Below are 15300 nucleotides of genomic sequence, written 5' to 3' on the forward strand. Positions count from 1 at the left end.
AACTAAAGTTACTATTTTTACGTTTATAAAAGATATCGCCCCCACAACATGAAAAAAACATTCCTACTTACGCTTTTATTATTCATAAGCATTTTTACTTTCCAGTCTTGTCAAGATAATGACGATGTTGCCGCACCAGTAAACTTAGATATTCAGGATTTCATCTGGAAAGGCTTAAATCAATACTATTTATGGCAAGCGGATGTCCCTAACTTAGCCGATGATCGATTTCCAACCCAAGCAGAATTAAATACTTTTTTGAAAGGGTATCCTGTTCCTGAAGATTTATTCAATGCCTTAAGAGTAGACAAAACTATTGATCGATTCAGCTGGATTGTAAGCGATTATTTAGAACTGGAAGGAGCGCTTCAAGGGACAACTAAAAATGACGGAGTTGATTTTGGTTTAAGTTATAAGCCAGGAAGTACTACCGAGATATTTGGCTATGTACGTTATGTTATTGCAAATTCAGATGCATCAACTAAGGCAATCAAGCGTGGTGATTTATTCACTGCCGTGAATGGAACTCAACTTACCATCAGTAACTATCAATCGCTATTAGCCGCTGATAGTTACACATTAAATATGGCGGACTACAATGGAACGACAATTGTTGCCAATGGAAAATCAGTGGCATTGACAAAAACCGTTTTATCGGAAAATCCAATTTTAATCAATAAAGTTATAACCTCTGGCTCTCATAAAATAGGATATTTAATGTACAACGGCTTTTATGCTAATTATGACACACAATTAAATGATGCTTTTGCTACTCTAAAATCTCAAGGAATTACTGACTTGGTTTTAGATTTACGCTACAATGGCGGTGGTTCTGTTCAAACAGCTACACGATTAGCTAGTATGATAACGGGGCAATTTACGGGACAAGTCTTTGCTAAGCAACAATGGAATGCTAAAATTAATGCTTATTTCGAAGCTGAAAACCCAACAGCTTTAATCAATAGCTTTACGGACAAAATTGGAACTACAGCTATCAACAGTTTAAATATGACCAAAATTTATATCCTAACGACCAAGAGTACTGCATCAGCCAGTGAATTGGTGATAAACGGATTGAAACCTCACATTACTGTTGTACAAATTGGGGATATCACAACCGGGAAAAATGTTGGATCAGTTACGCTATATGATTCACCTACTTTTGGCACAGAAAACAGAAACCCGAATCACAGGTATGCTATGCAGCCGATTGTATTAAAAATTGTGAATTCAACCGGTTTTGGAGATTATTTCAATGGATTACAACCTGATTATTTATTAAAAGAAACAATTAGCACTTATGGCGTTCTTGGTGACACTGCAGAACCTTTATTGAGCACTGCTATTGGTAAAATTACCGGAACAGCTAGAATGATGAAACAAAATCCAGAGAAAAGTTTTGAATATTTTAAAGATTCAAAATCTATAGATGGGTTGCAAAACCAAATGTATCTTGAGAAAGCACCCGAAGGTCTTTTGAAAGCTTTAAAATAAATTTAAAACTCCTCCATAATAAAAATACTTTTTTTAAGTTTACATTTAGCACTTAACATCCTAAAAAAGAACTAAATGAAAAACTTAAAAAAAGTATTTTTAATAATAATTATTTCTTTTTCATTTATAAGCTCAAAACCATTAGAGCCAAAAAAAATAAATATAGTTATTGATGCCAGTCACGGTGGGAATGATTTTGGAGTCATCTCTAATTCCATTACTGAAAAGCAAATTGTAGAACAAGTCACTAACAAAATTAAGTCTTTAAATAGCAATGTTGTGATTCATCTTACAAGATCAGATGATACATTTTTATCCTATGAAGAAAGAACTGATTTTATTAATAAAATCAAACCTGATTTAGTTTTATCTCTACATGTAAATTCAAGCTTAAATAATAAAACATCCGGTTTAGAATTTTATGTCGCTAAAGAAACTGAGTTTTTTGAAAAATCAAATGAAATTGCCGGAAAACTTCAAGACAAATTTTCAAAGGATACAAATTTGAAAATATCAGGCATAAAAAATGGGCCTTTCTATATTCTTAAAAGATCGGATGTACCGGCAGTAATTGTTGAACTTGGTTATTTAACCAATGAAAATGACAAAAAATACCTGATTGACGATAAAGAGCAAAACAAAATTGCTAAATCCATTTCAGAATTTATTTCGGAAATGAAATAATAAAAACAAAAAACCCGTTCCAAAGTAAGGAACGGGTTTTAAGTACTAAAACTAAAATATTTATTTTTATTTTTTTAGAATAAGAAATTCAAACCTAATTTAAAATTTCTTCCTCTAGTGCTATATCCTCTGCTCTCAACAAAATCCTTATCCAGAATATTATCAACCGCACCAAAAATGTTTAATCTGTTTTTGATTAATTCATAACGAACATTAGCATTTACTAATTGGTAATCTTTCAAAACTTCTGATTTCAATACAGGATCATACGTTGGGGCTGGATAGATTGTATATTCTAAATATCTATCAGACACAAATTGGTAGGCTACATTAAAAGCAAGACGTGTTGTTGCTTGCACATCAAGAGCAGCATTTACTTTGTGTTTTGGGTTTAGAATACGAGATTGTCTTTCTAATTCGGTATACGTATAATTGGCATTGAATTTTACTTTATCATTAAAAGCATAAGAAATCATTGTCTCAAGACCTTTGGCTTTGTTTTTACCATTAACATTGAAGTATTTATAAGTCATCAAATCAAATCCTATTGCATCTTGCTCTTCTCTTTGAAAAACAACTGCATTTAAAACTACTTTTTTATTTGCTAAACTTGCTTCAAAACCAACTTCGGCAGTCGCATCTTTCTCTGGAGATAAATTCAAATCACCATACGGAGAGTACAATTGGTACAAACTTGGAGTGACAAATGCAGTACTATAAGAAGCCAATACTTTTAATGATTCTGAAAAACTATACGATGGATTAATGTTATAAACTAAATTATTCCCGTATTTACTATGAATATTATAACGTGCTCCTGCATTTAAATTTAATCCAAAGTCTGAATTATAAACAGCAGTTACATAAGGATCAATCATATTGAATTTAGCCATTTCATTTGTAATCGCATCATACTGGCTCATGTTTGACATTTCGTGAAACTGGAATTGTGCACCCGTAACCACAAATAACTGAGATGAAATTTCATATTTATTAAAGGCATCTACATTGACACTTCTAGACTTTGCCTGGAATAAAGAACCATAACTAAAGATATCGCGGTTGATTACGTTTGCACTGGTATTAATTACCAATTCTCCTTTATTGTATTTATATTTTGGAGTAAAGCCAACTCTAAACTGCTCCGAAAGACTGAAATTTTTAAGATCATCTGAAAATGAACCTGCATCAAAATCGTTTTTCATTCGGTCATAATTAGCAAAGAAATCAAATGATAATTTTTTAGTTGGCGTAAAGCCAATTTTCACTAAAGAATTTACTCTTGAAAAAGCATCGTTTTCAAATTTAGTATTTGAATTTAATGATCTTGCTTCAGAAATTCCTGTAGTTTCAGTGCTGTTCAAAGAAGCAAAATAATTTACTTTTTCAAAACCACCGTTTACCGCAAAACCCTGATTGTTATCTTGCACACTATAATTTGCTTTTTTAGCAACTGTTTGTGTACCAATATTCATATATGCATTTCCTGCAATCGCTTTTTTGCCTGCTTTTTTTAGTGTAATATTAATAACACCTGTCGCTGCTCCAGAACCGTATAAAGTACTTGAAGCGCCTTTCATAATCTCAATACTTTCAATTTGCTCCACAGGAAGCAATCTCAAATCATAGGATAAGCTAATCCCGGAAGCATCAGTTACCGGAACACCATCAATCAAGATTAAAACCTGATGATTTCTTCCTCCACGAATGTAAAGTCCCAAATCCTTACCATTACGACTCTGATTCCCATTGATTTCAATACCTGCTACCGTACTTAAAACAGTAGCTACTGATTGTCCTGATTTTTTCTTTAAATCTTCGGCAGTAATTTTGACGATAACTTTTCCTGATTTTTCTTTTGATAATGCAAATTTCGAATCGGAAACAACAACCTCATCAAGTTGTTTTGGCTCTTGTTCTTGTGCATACGTGTTCATTGCAAATAACAATGCAATCGCACTAAAGCGAATGAATTTTTTGTTCATTTTAAAAATGTAAAATTTAATAAATGGGGAGAAAAGCATAGAATGACCCATACCCAAACCTTTTTTCCCGAAAGTTTGATACTCGATGTAATAGGCAGGTCTCCTGGCTTGCGTCTTGTTGTTTACCTTCTCATTCGCCGCGACGAACAATGGTTTTGTAGATAACAACAAGCTTGATAGCTTACAGTTGCGGGTACAGCGTTAGATTTTTGAATTTTGAATAATGATTTCAAATTTTAAATCTGAAATTATTATTCTTCAATCACTTTCTTCCCTTTTAATGTGGTTTGAAAAAACAAACCTCAACCTCAATACGGCGGCAAAGATAAAATTATATTAAGTTAATAACCTAAATAATTGCGAATTTTATAATTCAATTTTAATTACAGCCCCAAAATCTACTTTATTCTGAAAAGCATCTTTTAGAGGTAAATCCGAAATTTTACATAAAAAACTTCGTATCACTCCTGCATGCGCCACAATGATTACTGGTTTTGAATTGGTTTCTCGAAGTTCATTATGCATAAAATCAATTACTCGATTGTGTAAATCCGTAAATGATTCTCCATTTGGTACGCGTACATTTACAAAATCAGTCATCCAAGGTGTAAAATCATCTGGTGGAATTACATCCCAATTTTTCATTTCCCAATCGCCAAAATTCATTTCCATTAAACGGGAATCTTGATTTACAGCATCAATTTCTGAATTGTCTTTGATATAATTTGCCAAAAGTACACAGCGTACTAAAGGACTCGAATATAATATTGCATCTTGAGGCAATTGACTCAAAACAGACTGAAAAACAGCATCATAAGGCTCCATGATTTTCACATCGGATTGTCCATAACAAATTCCTTTTTCGCAAACCGTTTCCGTGTGACGTACTAAATAAACTTCCATAATGCAATAACTGATATATAAAAAACCACTTCGCAAACCTGTTGGGTTGCGCCCAAACAATCCCCGGTATATCCGTCAATCCATTTCTGAAAATAACGTGCTAAAAAAAATCGAGTCAGAAAAACAGGGATTAAAACCAGCAGCATTTGCCATTGAAAACAGGACAAAATAACTAATGGAAGTAATCCAAAAAAGAAAGCTCCCGCCACTTCTCTCCAAGAATAACTTTGTGCGATAGGTTTGCTTTTGCTTGAAGCATCCTCTCGAGAATATTCATGTGTAAACACTATGGAAATGGCCGCTAATCGACTGATGGAATGCGCTGAAACAAGGAGTAATAGAATTATAAATTGTGAATTATAAATTATAAATTTAGGATTATCCGAGTCATCAATTAATTGAGTCAACCCTTGAAATTTAAGTAATAACAACAGTACTAAACCAATCGCTCCATAAGCACCAATGGCGCTGTCTTTCATAATTATCAGGATTTTTTCTTTGGTCCAACCGCCACCAAAACCATCGCAAACATCAGCAAAACCATCTTCATGAAAAGCTCCCGTCACTAAAACCGAAGCAATCATAGAGAAGATTACTGCAATTTCAGGAGCAACTAAATAATTAAAAACATAATATACCCCAAAAGCCACACACCCTACAATCCAACCAATTACCGGAAAATAACGAGACGCTTTATTTAAATAATCCGGATTATGATCGATGTTTTTAGGACACGGAATCCTAGTGTAAAACATTAATGCTGTAAAAAATATATGTAGTTCTTTTTTCATTTTTATATTATTTTGGCTGAAGCCAATTTGTCTATTCAGTTACTATGGTTAAAGTTCTCGGCTATTTACCCCCGCTGATTCAAAACTGGCCATCTCATTCAAGAAAGCTACAGCCGACTCAATTATAGGAAAAGCAATGGCGCAACCCGTGCCTTCACCCAAACGCAAATCAAGTTGCAACAAAGAACGGACACCTAGATAATCTAATATTTTTTGATGTCCTTGTTCAGCAGAAGAATGGCAAAAAATAGCATTTTTAATAATGGATGAATTCTTTTTAAAGGCAATTAAAAAAGCAACACTACAGATAAAACCATCAACAAGAATCAACATATTATCTTCTTTTGCCTGTAACATTCCACCTACCATTTGCATAATTTCAAATCCGCCGAAATAGGCTAATTTACTGTCTAAATCATCTGAACCATTATAATTATCAATACATTTTTTAAGGATGTTAATTTTTCGAATCAACTGTTCATCATTTACTCCAGTGCCTTTTCCCACGCAATCTTGAATAGGCAATTCTAAAACAATACTCATTAAAACCGAAGCCGCAGCCGTGTTACCAATGCCCATTTCGCCAAAACCAATGCAATTACTGCCTGTTTTTGCAATAGTGGCAACAATTTCGCTTCCTTTAATAAAACACAATTCAACTTCTGTTTTACTCATTGCAGGTCCTTGCAAGAAAGAGTGTGTTCCCTTCCCTATTTTAGCCGAAATCAAATCCGTATTCGTAGGAAAATCATAATTCACACCCGCATCTACAATTGCTAATTGAATCTTATTTTGTTTACAAAACACATTGATTGCTGCTCCTCCTATCAAAAAATTATTCACCATCTGTCTCGTTACATCTTGTGGATAGGCACTTACACCATGATTTGCAATTCCATGATCCGCGGCAAAAACAACCATATTCGGTTTTGTAATTTTAGGTTCTAAAGTTTGAAATACGATACCTATTTGTTTGGCGAGCACTTCCAAAACTCCTAATGAACCCGTTGGTTTGGTTTTTTGGTCGATTTTATGTTGTAACGCATTTGCAAAAGCTGTAGAATCTATTTCCTTTTTAGTATCAAAAAAAACTTTCTCCACCTTACTTTCGTGCAAAACAGTGATTTCCTCAACCAATGGAATTTCTTGCTTTTGTTTCCAATTCAATTGTTGCAACATGGGTTGATTATCATAATTGGTCGCCGGTTTTCCCACACAAAAATACCCCAACGGCTCCATATTTTCAGGCAAACCTAATAATTGCTTGAACTGATAGTAATTCAATATGGAAACCCATCCCATGGAATACCCTTGTTCCGTTAACGATAGCCAAATATTTTGCGCCGCACAAACAGAACTGAACTTTACAGCTTCATTACTCCCAACGGTTCCAATCGTAAAATTATTCAAAACGGAACGATCATAGCAAATCACTAATCCAAGAGGTGCTTCTTCTATTGCTTCTAACTTGAGAGCTTTGTAAGCTAGTTTTTGTTGTTCGTTATCCGTGAGCGCAACAGCTTTTTCATCATAATCTAAAAACAAATCTTTAATGGCTTTCTTCATTTCAGCCGACCTGATCAGATAGTATTTTGTGGCATCAGTCAAACCCACAGAAGGTGCCCAATGTCCTGCTTGCAGTGCTTTTTGAATAACCGCATCCGGTACTTGATCCTCCGTAAAATGACGTGTGTCGCGACGGGATTTTAAAATTTCATCTAAATAGGTCATCTTTTTTTATTTAAAAGTTCAATGGCAAAATTCAATGGCAATTACAAAATAAAATAAAAAAACATTGCTTTAAAATTGATTTTGACATTGATTTTGACATTGATTTTGACATTGATTTTGACATTGATATTGGCATTGCTTTTTTTGTTATTGAAAAGTTATTCTTCCCAAACGATGAAACAATAATTCTCATAGGTAATTCTAGTGAATTCAGGCAGTTCAATCGCTCCAGAAAACAACGGACAATTTATTACCAAAGTATGAAATTCCCCATTTTCACCGCAAGGATCTATTCCTTTTTCGTGTAATTCTTGTGCTAATTCTTTGGTCAAAATTTTCCCAAGATAATGTTCTCCCATCATTGTATTACAAGAAACAATCATCGTTACAATTCCGTTTTCAAGCATTTGGTTTACCAAAACAATTCGGTCTTGTTGCCACAAAGGCAAAATTGCTTTTAGCGAAGCTGCCGCACATACTTTATCTTCCCAATCTTTATGCGGTTGCAAATCAATATCACCAAAAACGGCTGCTTCCAAATCATATTTGGCTTTTAGCATTTTCAAAACTGCAATAAACTTGGCTTCATAATCACCCCAAGTCGCGGGAATTCCTTCCAGAGGCAATCCCATTTTTTGGGCTTGCTGATTCAATATAGACAATGGCAATCCGTGAGAACGGGATACTTTGCCGTTTTCATTCATCATATTGAGTAACACTTTTGGAATAAATCCTTGCTGAATTGCTTGCATCATTGCATAACAACTGTCTTTTCCGCCACTCCAAGAAGTTAGAAAATTCATTTTTTTTCTTTTATCGTTACAGGAATTCCAGAAACCATAAACACAACGGTATCGGCAGTTGCAGCAATATATTGATTCATCCAACCTTGAAGTTCTGTGAATTTTCTTCCAATGTGAGTTTCAGCATGAACACCCATCCCTATTTCATTGGTTACAATAATAATTGTTGCATTTTCTTGATTGGCAATGGCATCAAATTCCGCTTTAGCTTGTTCTAAGCACAAGGAAACATCATTTTTAGTATCTATAAAAAAGTTCGTTAACCAAAGTGTAACACAATCAACGATAGCTACTTTTCCCGAAAAATCAATTTCGCTCAAATGTTTTTCTTTTTCGATATTAATCCATCGTTCGTCACGGTCTTTTTGATGGCGATCAATTCTTTTTTGGAAATCATCATCCCATTTTCTGGCTGTAGCCACATACATTGGTTTATCCGACAATCCTTTTGCTAAATTTTCGGCATAACTACTTTTACCGGAGCGTTCGCCGCCAGTTATTAAATATATCATTTTTATATTTTTTTAAATCCATACGGGCAATGTCGACATCCATTACCACAACAATGACCTCTTTTTAGATGAAACCAAGCCTTAAAAACATAATTCCCATTTTCTAAATAATAATCGATTCCTTCTATGAGATTAGTCGTTTTGGGTAAATCTTTGGCCTTATTATCCGTTGCAGTTTCAGAAGATACTGTTGCAACATATTCGTCAATTTTAGTGGAGCAAGCAGTTCTAAAACAACTGGAACACAAGCAATCCACCACTTCTGACGGAGTAAAAATGGGCGGAAAATTGTTGCACCAGCATTTCCTTCCTTCTGGTGTGTCCCCACAATTAAAAGGAGTTCCGCAAGTAGAACAGTTTTTGACTTTAATGCTATTCATTTCGTAAAGATAGTATTTGTTGAATTTTTTACTGCTAAAAATAAACAAGAAATTTTATAAATTTGGTATACCTTTGTCGCTATCGAAAAATTAAACCATGAAATTCACCTTTAAATTAATCCTTTTTGTTCTCGCTTTTTCAACTTTCGTTGGATGTAAAAAAAACGAAAACGGAATCGTAAAAGAAAGCACAAATTCAAAAAACACAATCGAATATGCCTCGGGACTTTCTATTAATACCTACGAAGGATATTCAATAGTTACAGTTTCAAATCCTTGGCCTGAAGCCAATAAAAACTTCACTTATATATTAAAAGAAAAAAACGGCAGCATTCCTGATAGCCTACAAAAATACACCACAATTTCAGTTCCTTTAGAATCAATCGTCGTTACCTCAACTACCAATATCCCTTTTTTAGAAATGCTGGGAGTTGAAAAATCACTGGTAGGTTTCCCCCATACTGATTATGTTTCTTCTGAAAAAACCAGAAAACTAATTGATGCCGGCGCCGTTAAAAACATAGGACAAAACGAAAAATTAAATATGGAGCAACTCATTGAACTGTCGCCTAATTTAATTGTAACTTTTGGAGTTGACAACAACAATCCAATGATTGATAATTTACAAAAAAGCGGTCTTAATGTACTTATTCAAGCGGACTGGATGGAACAAACTCCACTTGGTAAAGCAGAATGGATTAAGCTTTATGGTGCTTTATTTGGAAAAGAAAAAGAAGCCAAAACGCTTTTTGATGAAATCGTTAAAAATTACAATGATGCTATACAATTGGTTGCAAACCAAAAACCAACAGCAACCGTTTTATACGGAGCAATGTATCAAGAGCAATGGTACGTAGCGAGAGGAAATAGCTGGGTAGCCCAATTTATGAAAGATGCCAAAGCGAATTATTTGTGGGCAAATGTTAAAGGAACAGGAAGTCTTAGTTTACCTTTTGAAAAAATATTAGAGAAAGCAAAAATAGCAAAATATTGGATTGCAACAGGTTCTTTTAAAAGTATTGCTGAATTCGAAAATAGCAATCCGCATTACAGTCAGTTTGACGCTTCAAAATCTAAAAATGTGTATACTTTTGAAAGTAAATTAGGTGCAACAGGAGGAACCATTTATTATGAATTAGCACCAAGCAGACCGGATTTAGTCTTGAAAGATTATATCAAAATCTTCCATCCTGAATTGCTTCCAAATTATACTTTTACTTTTGCACAAAAATTAAATTAAATCCTCACCCCAACCCTCTCCAAAGGAGAGGGAGCCAAAACTGGATTTTAATTCATTTTAAAAATTAAATATAATATCATAATACATCTATAAACGAACCACAATTGAACAATCAAAAACGAAATACGATTCTATTTTTCTTGCTTACTTTGGGGCTAGTTCTATTGTTTTTTGTAAACATTAGTTTTGGTTCCATCCCGATTCCTTTTAAAGAAATTTATACAAGTTTAACCGGTGGTCAAGCGAGTAAGTCTACTTGGGAATATATCATCATCAATTATCGTTTACCCAAAGCCATCACTGCTATTCTTGTTGGAATGGGGTTATCCATAAGTGGATTACTGATGCAAACTTTGTTTCGGAATCCATTGGCAGGGCCTTATGTTTTAGGACTGAGTTCCGGTGCCAGTTTAGGTGTGGCTTTTGTAATATTAGGAGCGAGTCTACTTCCTCCTTTTTTAAGTACAATTTTGTTATCCTCGTATGGAGTAGTTTTAGCATCAACTATTGGAAGTTCTGTTGTATTACTCGCCGTTTTGATGGTTTCGCAAAGGCTACGCGATACAATGGCCATCTTAATTGTTGGGCTAATGTTTGGTAGTTTTACCAGTGCAATAGTAGGCGTTCTTACGTATTTTAGTTCGGCTGAACAATTACAGAAATTCACGTTTTGGTCCATGGGAAACTTAGGTAACTTGTCTTGGTCTTCTATATTAATTCTAACAATTTGTGTGGCGATTGGCTTATTATTAAGTCTATTTAGTATCAAGCCACTTAATGCACTATTATTGGGTGAAAATTACGCCCGCAGTTTAGGTTTGAATTTCAAAAAAACACGATTGATTATTATTTTTGCAACAAGTATTTTAGCAGGAAGCATCACCGCGTATGCAGGTCCAATTGCCTTTGTAGGACTGGCAGTTCCGCACATAGCAAAGTTAGTATTTCAAACCAGCAACCATTCGGTTTTGTATTGGAGTACGTTACTTTTAGGAGCTTCGATTATGCTCATTTGTGATGTGATTTCAGAGCTACCAGGATTAGAAATCACTTTACCAATCAATGCTGTAACTTCTATAATTGGAGCTCCGGTAGTGATTTGGTTATTGGTTAGTAAACGAAAAATGATTGCCTAATGGAAAACAAAATCATCTTACAAGCGTCTAAAATCAGCATTGGTTATTCTCATAAAAAAGAGAAAATCGTAGTGGCTTCGGATATTTCTATCGCTTTAAAAAAAGGAAAACTGATTGCTTTAATCGGTGCCAATGGTATTGGAAAATCAACACTTTTAAAAACGATAACGCGAATCCAAAAACCACTTTTAGGTGATGTTTTTTTAAATGAAAAGAGGATTACTTCTTATGAACCTTTAGACTTAGCGCAAAACCTAAGCATCGTTTTAACCGAAAAATTGCCTCCCAGTAATTTAACTGTTTTTGAACTCATTGCTTTAGGAAGACAGCCCTACACCAATTGGATGGGAACTTTATCTGATATTGATATTGTTAAAGTTAATGAAGCTATGGCATTGACACAAATCAGTCATTTAGCAACAAAAAAACATTATGAAATTAGTGATGGGCAACTGCAAAAAGTATTAATTGCACGAGCTTTGGCACAAGATACTCCGTTAATAATTTTGGATGAACCCACTACCCATTTGGATTTATTACATAAGGTGGCTTTATTCAAACTTTTGAAAAAGCTTACTAATGAAACTGGAAAATGCATTTTATTTTCTACTCATGATATTGATATGGCGATACAATTGAGTGATGAAATGATCATTATGACACCTGAAACAGTGCTTCAAGACGAGCCTTGTAATTTTATTGCAAAAGGAAGTTTCAATACCTTATTCAAAGACGAGCATATTGTTTTTGACGCTGAAAAAGGAAAATTCATGATTGTTTAGTTTCTTAGAATTCCCTCACTAAAACACAATGTTTTTACAACAAAATTATACTTTATAAAATCTGTTTTCTAAAAAATATCCTTTTTCTTCACGACTCAATTAATACAGGATATTTAATTAATTTTAAAATAAAATAAATTGAATATCAACTAGTTATGATATTTATTGTATTTTTGTTCTTCGTTTTATTTTTCCCCAAAGCTCAACTTATCTACAGCATTAAAAACAATCTTTTAAAATTTTAATTATGGAAAATTTGTTTACATTGCCAAAAAAAATTATCGTTTTGGGGTCATTATTTTTGCTTTTTTCTTGCAGTCAGGACGAAATGATTACTGCTGATTTACAAAATAACGTATCCTCCTCATTTACCGCTAAAACGAATTCCGGTAAACTTACTGTCTTTAAAGGTCCTCAGGTAGCTCTTGGATACGGAAAAGTACGTTCCTGGGATTAGTGTGGATTCAAATGGTCATCCCAGCGAAATAGGAATTGAAATTACTCCTGAAGCCTTTAAAAATCTGGAAACTGATAATAGTAAAACTGTTCCACCAGATGGCGAAACTATTGTAGTACCATTGCAATTAAAAGCTACAGAATTAACCCCTTTTGATCATATCGGGCTTAACTGGAATCCTCATGGTCACGAACCTGCAGGCGTTTTTGATGTACCCCATTTTGACATTCATTTTTACATGATTTCTGCTGAAGAGCAACTCGCAATACCGGCATGGTCACCAGAAACAGATGCTGCTTTCAACAACTATCCTCCTATAGGTTACATGCCTGCCGATTATTTTACTCCACCTGGTCCAGCAACTGCTGAGCCCCAAATGGGAAAACACTGGCTACCTGGAAACTTAGGAGCTTATCTTCCATTTTCTAAAATTATGATTTATGGTTCTTACAATGGTAAATTTATTTTTGTGGAGCCAATGATTACTTTAGATTATCTACTTTCTGATGTTGATTTTAGTGCCAATTATTCTCAACCGGAACATTTTGAAAAAGCAGGGAATTATCCAACGAAATATAATATTTATCACGATGCGGTGAGCGGAAACACTTACGTTACATTAAGTGATTTTGTTGCCCGAAATTAATTCTAAATGAGGAAGTTTACTCAACTTCCTCATTTTCATTTTTTTTTCAAAATATACTAACCATTTCCTTTCAATAAATTTATACTCACTGTTGCAATGGGAGAATCAGGAAATCTCCTAAAGAAATTAGCATCCGGATACAATCCCGCTTCAGCAGCAATTTTGTGCAAAACGGGAATTTCTACTATATATTGGTCTGAAAAACCATGCGTGGCATCATAAGCCGTAGCAGCGGTTTTTCCTAAATTAGCAGCAGTCAAATTTGGAGCAATCGTATGCAATTCAATCATTAACAACCCGAATTTCCGAACGTAAGGCGACCATTTATTCAAATGTTCCAATAGATTATCTTCGACTAAACTATTACTGATTCGCTCTCCTCTATGCGCAAATGCTCCTGTTGAATGACTTACCCTGTCTTTGGTAACCTGTTTTGGCATTTCCCAAATTCGGTTATGATCCAAGAAGGTTCTTACATTCAGTAAATCTTTCAAATCAATGTTATAATTTTCCAATAAGTCATTGGCTAACAAATCGGGCTGTCCAATATCTCCCCAAATTACTTTGGCCCAAATATCGGCTTTGATTAAATTAGCTCGGGTCACTTTCAACGCCGCTTGATTATAATCGGCGCCAACAAGGAATAAAGGATAATCATCCAGCATTTTTCCGCGAAGGGTTTGTCTTTCGATTACAGTATAAATATGTTCAATAAATGCTCCATTGCCACAACCCATATCAAGAATTCCTTTCGGCTGGTCTTCTATTGGTAAATTGAATAACTTGATGATAATCTCGTCTACGACTTTAAAATAAGTGTCATGCGCACCTCCGCTTCCCCAAACATTCATTTCTCGGTCCACATGAATTTCATCTTCCCCTTCAGCTATAATTCTGAGTATATTTGGGTTACCAAAAAGCAACTCTTCTATCTTACTAAATGTAGGTAAATAGGAAACTGTCACTCCATAAGCAGAAGCCCTTTTAGCAAAAAACAACCCTTTTTCAGTAAACTGATAATTGCCTTTTTTTTGGGTAAACCAACCTAAATCAACAAAGAAATCCAGTATTATTTTGAAATTTTCGGGAGATTTATGAAATTCTTCAGGACGGAAAGAAATCTCCATAAAATATTTATGGAACATGCCGCTCATACCCAGTCTTACCAATATTGGTCCAACCAAACAACCTTCTATATGCGTTAAAATCTGATGTTGAATTTCATTGGTCAACGTATCATTCGAAAATGAAATTCCATAATTAGTTGCATACAAATCGAAAATTAAACCCAATCGAGCAAATGGAATATCATCTAATAATCGAGTGCGAAATTGCATCGTGAAATGCAGTAAATCAAGCACATCCTCATACAAATAGAACATCGAAAAAGCGATGGCGCTTTTATCGTTTATGCTAAATTTAATTTGGTCTGTGGCAGTATTGATATGATAATCCAGGAATCCTTGCGAACACAAAACACGCAAACCCACATTGAGATAGCCTTCATTGGCTTTAAAATGTTGCGTAAGTTCCGTAAGTGTAACTTCTTTTTTGTCAAGAATATAGGAAAGCACTCCTTTTTCAAACAAAACATACGCAACAGGAGCGGTAACCAAACCATCTAAATGCTTGAAAATGGTACTTCTAAGGATAACTTTATCAATCATAAAAGTAAGTTTTAAAGGAGAAAAAACACAATTTTAGATTCAGAATGACCTACTCAAATATATGAAAATATCGTCTAAAAAAGAAAAAA

The 15300-nt window shown here is 34.3% G+C and carries 16 protein-coding genes and 1 riboswitch; of the genes, 8 read left to right on the forward strand and 8 right to left on the reverse strand.

Annotated elements, in window-relative coordinates:
* The first annotated feature begins 48 nt into the window (after positions 1 to 48).
* Entirely contained in the window at positions 49 to 1494 is a 1446-nt protein-coding gene (locus ACM55H_RS15925; RefSeq protein WP_416837455.1) for a S41 family peptidase, read from the forward strand.
* A 75-nt stretch (positions 1495 to 1569) separates the two neighbouring features.
* The gene (locus ACM55H_RS15930) at positions 1570 to 2178 is read left to right on the forward strand and encodes an N-acetylmuramoyl-L-alanine amidase family protein (RefSeq protein WP_416837456.1); all 609 of its coding nucleotides are present in this window, start codon (positions 1570 to 1572) and stop codon (positions 2176 to 2178) included.
* Between the two features lie 74 nt (positions 2179 to 2252).
* On the opposite strand, the gene ACM55H_RS15935 is transcribed toward ACM55H_RS15930, so the two are convergent.
* The 7 genes from ACM55H_RS15935 to ACM55H_RS15965 all read right to left on the reverse strand — a co-directional run bounded on the left by ACM55H_RS15935 (position 2253) and on the right by ACM55H_RS15965 (position 9112).
* Complete coding sequence (locus ACM55H_RS15935) at positions 2253 to 4163, reverse strand: TonB-dependent receptor plug domain-containing protein (protein ID WP_416837457.1); 1911 nt, start codon at positions 4161 to 4163, stop codon at positions 2253 to 2255.
* A 75-nt stretch (positions 4164 to 4238) separates the two neighbouring features.
* Positions 4239 to 4483, reverse strand: a riboswitch (cobalamin riboswitch).
* 46 nt (positions 4484 to 4529) lie between these two features.
* Entirely contained in the window at positions 4530 to 5066 is a 537-nt protein-coding gene (gene cobC, locus ACM55H_RS15940) for an alpha-ribazole phosphatase (RefSeq protein WP_416837458.1), read from the reverse strand.
* A complete protein-coding gene (locus ACM55H_RS15945; protein ID WP_416837459.1) occupies positions 5051 to 5857 on the reverse strand; it encodes an adenosylcobinamide-GDP ribazoletransferase in 807 nt (268 codons plus the stop codon). The genes cobC and ACM55H_RS15945 overlap by 16 nt, the downstream gene beginning before the upstream one ends.
* 48 nt (positions 5858 to 5905) lie before the next feature.
* The gene (gene cobT, locus ACM55H_RS15950; RefSeq protein WP_416837460.1) at positions 5906 to 7588 is read right to left on the reverse strand and encodes a nicotinate-nucleotide--dimethylbenzimidazole phosphoribosyltransferase; all 1683 of its coding nucleotides are present in this window, start codon (positions 7586 to 7588) and stop codon (positions 5906 to 5908) included.
* A 158-nt stretch (positions 7589 to 7746) separates the two neighbouring features.
* Positions 7747 to 8391: a Dph6-related ATP pyrophosphatase gene (locus ACM55H_RS15955; protein ID WP_416837461.1), complete on the reverse strand. Its 645-nt coding sequence runs from the start codon at positions 8389 to 8391 to the stop codon at positions 7747 to 7749.
* Positions 8388 to 8903, reverse strand: a complete 516-nt coding sequence (gene cobU, locus ACM55H_RS15960) for a bifunctional adenosylcobinamide kinase/adenosylcobinamide-phosphate guanylyltransferase (protein ID WP_416837462.1) — start codon at positions 8901 to 8903, stop codon at positions 8388 to 8390. The genes ACM55H_RS15955 and cobU overlap by 4 nt, the downstream gene beginning before the upstream one ends.
* A gap of 2 nt (positions 8904 to 8905) precedes the next feature.
* Positions 8906 to 9112, reverse strand: a complete 207-nt coding sequence (locus ACM55H_RS15965) for a DUF5522 domain-containing protein (protein WP_416837528.1) — start codon at positions 9110 to 9112, stop codon at positions 8906 to 8908.
* Between ACM55H_RS15965 and ACM55H_RS15970 the strand changes: the two genes are divergently transcribed.
* The 6 genes from ACM55H_RS15970 to ACM55H_RS15995 all read left to right on the forward strand — a co-directional run bounded on the left by ACM55H_RS15970 (position 9030) and on the right by ACM55H_RS15995 (position 13544).
* Entirely contained in the window at positions 9030 to 9290 is a 261-nt protein-coding gene (locus tag ACM55H_RS15970; RefSeq protein WP_416837533.1) for a hypothetical protein, read from the forward strand. The genes ACM55H_RS15965 and ACM55H_RS15970 overlap by 83 nt on opposite strands.
* A 90-nt stretch (positions 9291 to 9380) precedes the next feature.
* Positions 9381 to 10523 carry an ABC transporter substrate-binding protein gene (locus ACM55H_RS15975; RefSeq protein WP_416837463.1) on the forward strand — a complete coding sequence of 381 codons (1143 nt, stop codon included), beginning with the start codon at positions 9381 to 9383 and terminating at the stop codon, positions 10521 to 10523.
* Positions 10524 to 10627: 104 nt separating this feature from the next.
* Complete coding sequence (locus ACM55H_RS15980; RefSeq protein WP_416837464.1) at positions 10628 to 11659, forward strand: iron chelate uptake ABC transporter family permease subunit; 1032 nt, start codon at positions 10628 to 10630, stop codon at positions 11657 to 11659.
* Positions 11659 to 12441 (forward strand): ABC transporter ATP-binding protein, encoded by a 783-nt coding sequence (locus tag ACM55H_RS15985; RefSeq protein ID WP_416837465.1) that lies wholly within the window; start codon positions 11659 to 11661, stop codon positions 12439 to 12441. The genes ACM55H_RS15980 and ACM55H_RS15985 overlap by 1 nt, the downstream gene beginning before the upstream one ends.
* Before the next feature lie 247 nt (positions 12442 to 12688).
* Positions 12689 to 12898 (forward strand): hypothetical protein, encoded by a 210-nt coding sequence (locus ACM55H_RS15990; RefSeq protein ID WP_416837466.1) that lies wholly within the window; start codon positions 12689 to 12691, stop codon positions 12896 to 12898.
* On the forward strand, positions 12867 to 13544 hold the full coding sequence (locus tag ACM55H_RS15995) for a hypothetical protein (RefSeq protein WP_416837467.1): 678 nt from the start codon (positions 12867 to 12869) through the stop codon (positions 13542 to 13544). The genes ACM55H_RS15990 and ACM55H_RS15995 overlap by 32 nt, the downstream gene beginning before the upstream one ends.
* Before the next feature lie 56 nt (positions 13545 to 13600).
* Here ACM55H_RS15995 and ACM55H_RS16000 read toward each other — a convergent pair whose 3' ends face one another.
* Positions 13601 to 15211, reverse strand: a complete 1611-nt coding sequence (locus ACM55H_RS16000; RefSeq protein ID WP_416837468.1) for a class I SAM-dependent methyltransferase — start codon at positions 15209 to 15211, stop codon at positions 13601 to 13603.
* Positions 15212 to 15300 lie beyond the last annotated feature (89 nt).

This window comes from Flavobacterium cryoconiti (assembly GCF_048158645.1).
Classification (GTDB): Bacteria; Bacteroidota; Bacteroidia; order Flavobacteriales; family Flavobacteriaceae; genus Flavobacterium; species Flavobacterium cryoconiti.

Excerpts from the sequence above, each read along its gene's own strand:
- ACM55H_RS15985 (WP_416837465.1), top strand. The coding sequence starts at position 11,659 with ATGGAAAACAAAATCATCTTACAAGCGTCTAAAATCAGCATTGGTTAT.
- ACM55H_RS15945 (WP_416837459.1), bottom strand. The coding sequence starts at position 5,857 with ATGAAAAAAGAACTACATATATTTTTTACAGCATTAATGTTTTACACT.
- ACM55H_RS15925 (WP_416837455.1), top strand. The coding sequence starts at position 49 with ATGAAAAAAACATTCCTACTTACGCTTTTATTATTCATAAGCATTTTT.
- ACM55H_RS15975 (WP_416837463.1), top strand. The coding sequence starts at position 9,381 with ATGAAATTCACCTTTAAATTAATCCTTTTTGTTCTCGCTTTTTCAACT.
- cobC (WP_416837458.1), bottom strand. The coding sequence starts at position 5,066 with ATGGAAGTTTATTTAGTACGTCACACGGAAACGGTTTGCGAAAAAGGA.
- ACM55H_RS15990 (WP_416837466.1), top strand. The coding sequence starts at position 12,689 with ATGGAAAATTTGTTTACATTGCCAAAAAAAATTATCGTTTTGGGGTCA.
- ACM55H_RS15955 (WP_416837461.1), bottom strand. The coding sequence starts at position 8,391 with ATGAATTTTCTAACTTCTTGGAGTGGCGGAAAAGACAGTTGTTATGCA.
- ACM55H_RS16000 (WP_416837468.1), bottom strand. The coding sequence starts at position 15,211 with ATGATTGATAAAGTTATCCTTAGAAGTACCATTTTCAAGCATTTAGAT.
- ACM55H_RS15970 (WP_416837533.1), top strand. The coding sequence starts at position 9,030 with ATGAGATTAGTCGTTTTGGGTAAATCTTTGGCCTTATTATCCGTTGCA.
- cobT (WP_416837460.1), bottom strand. The coding sequence starts at position 7,588 with ATGACCTATTTAGATGAAATTTTAAAATCCCGTCGCGACACACGTCAT.
- ACM55H_RS15935 (WP_416837457.1), bottom strand. The coding sequence starts at position 4,163 with ATGAACAAAAAATTCATTCGCTTTAGTGCGATTGCATTGTTATTTGCA.
- cobU (WP_416837462.1), bottom strand. The coding sequence starts at position 8,903 with ATGATATATTTAATAACTGGCGGCGAACGCTCCGGTAAAAGTAGTTAT.
- ACM55H_RS15930 (WP_416837456.1), top strand. The coding sequence starts at position 1,570 with ATGAAAAACTTAAAAAAAGTATTTTTAATAATAATTATTTCTTTTTCA.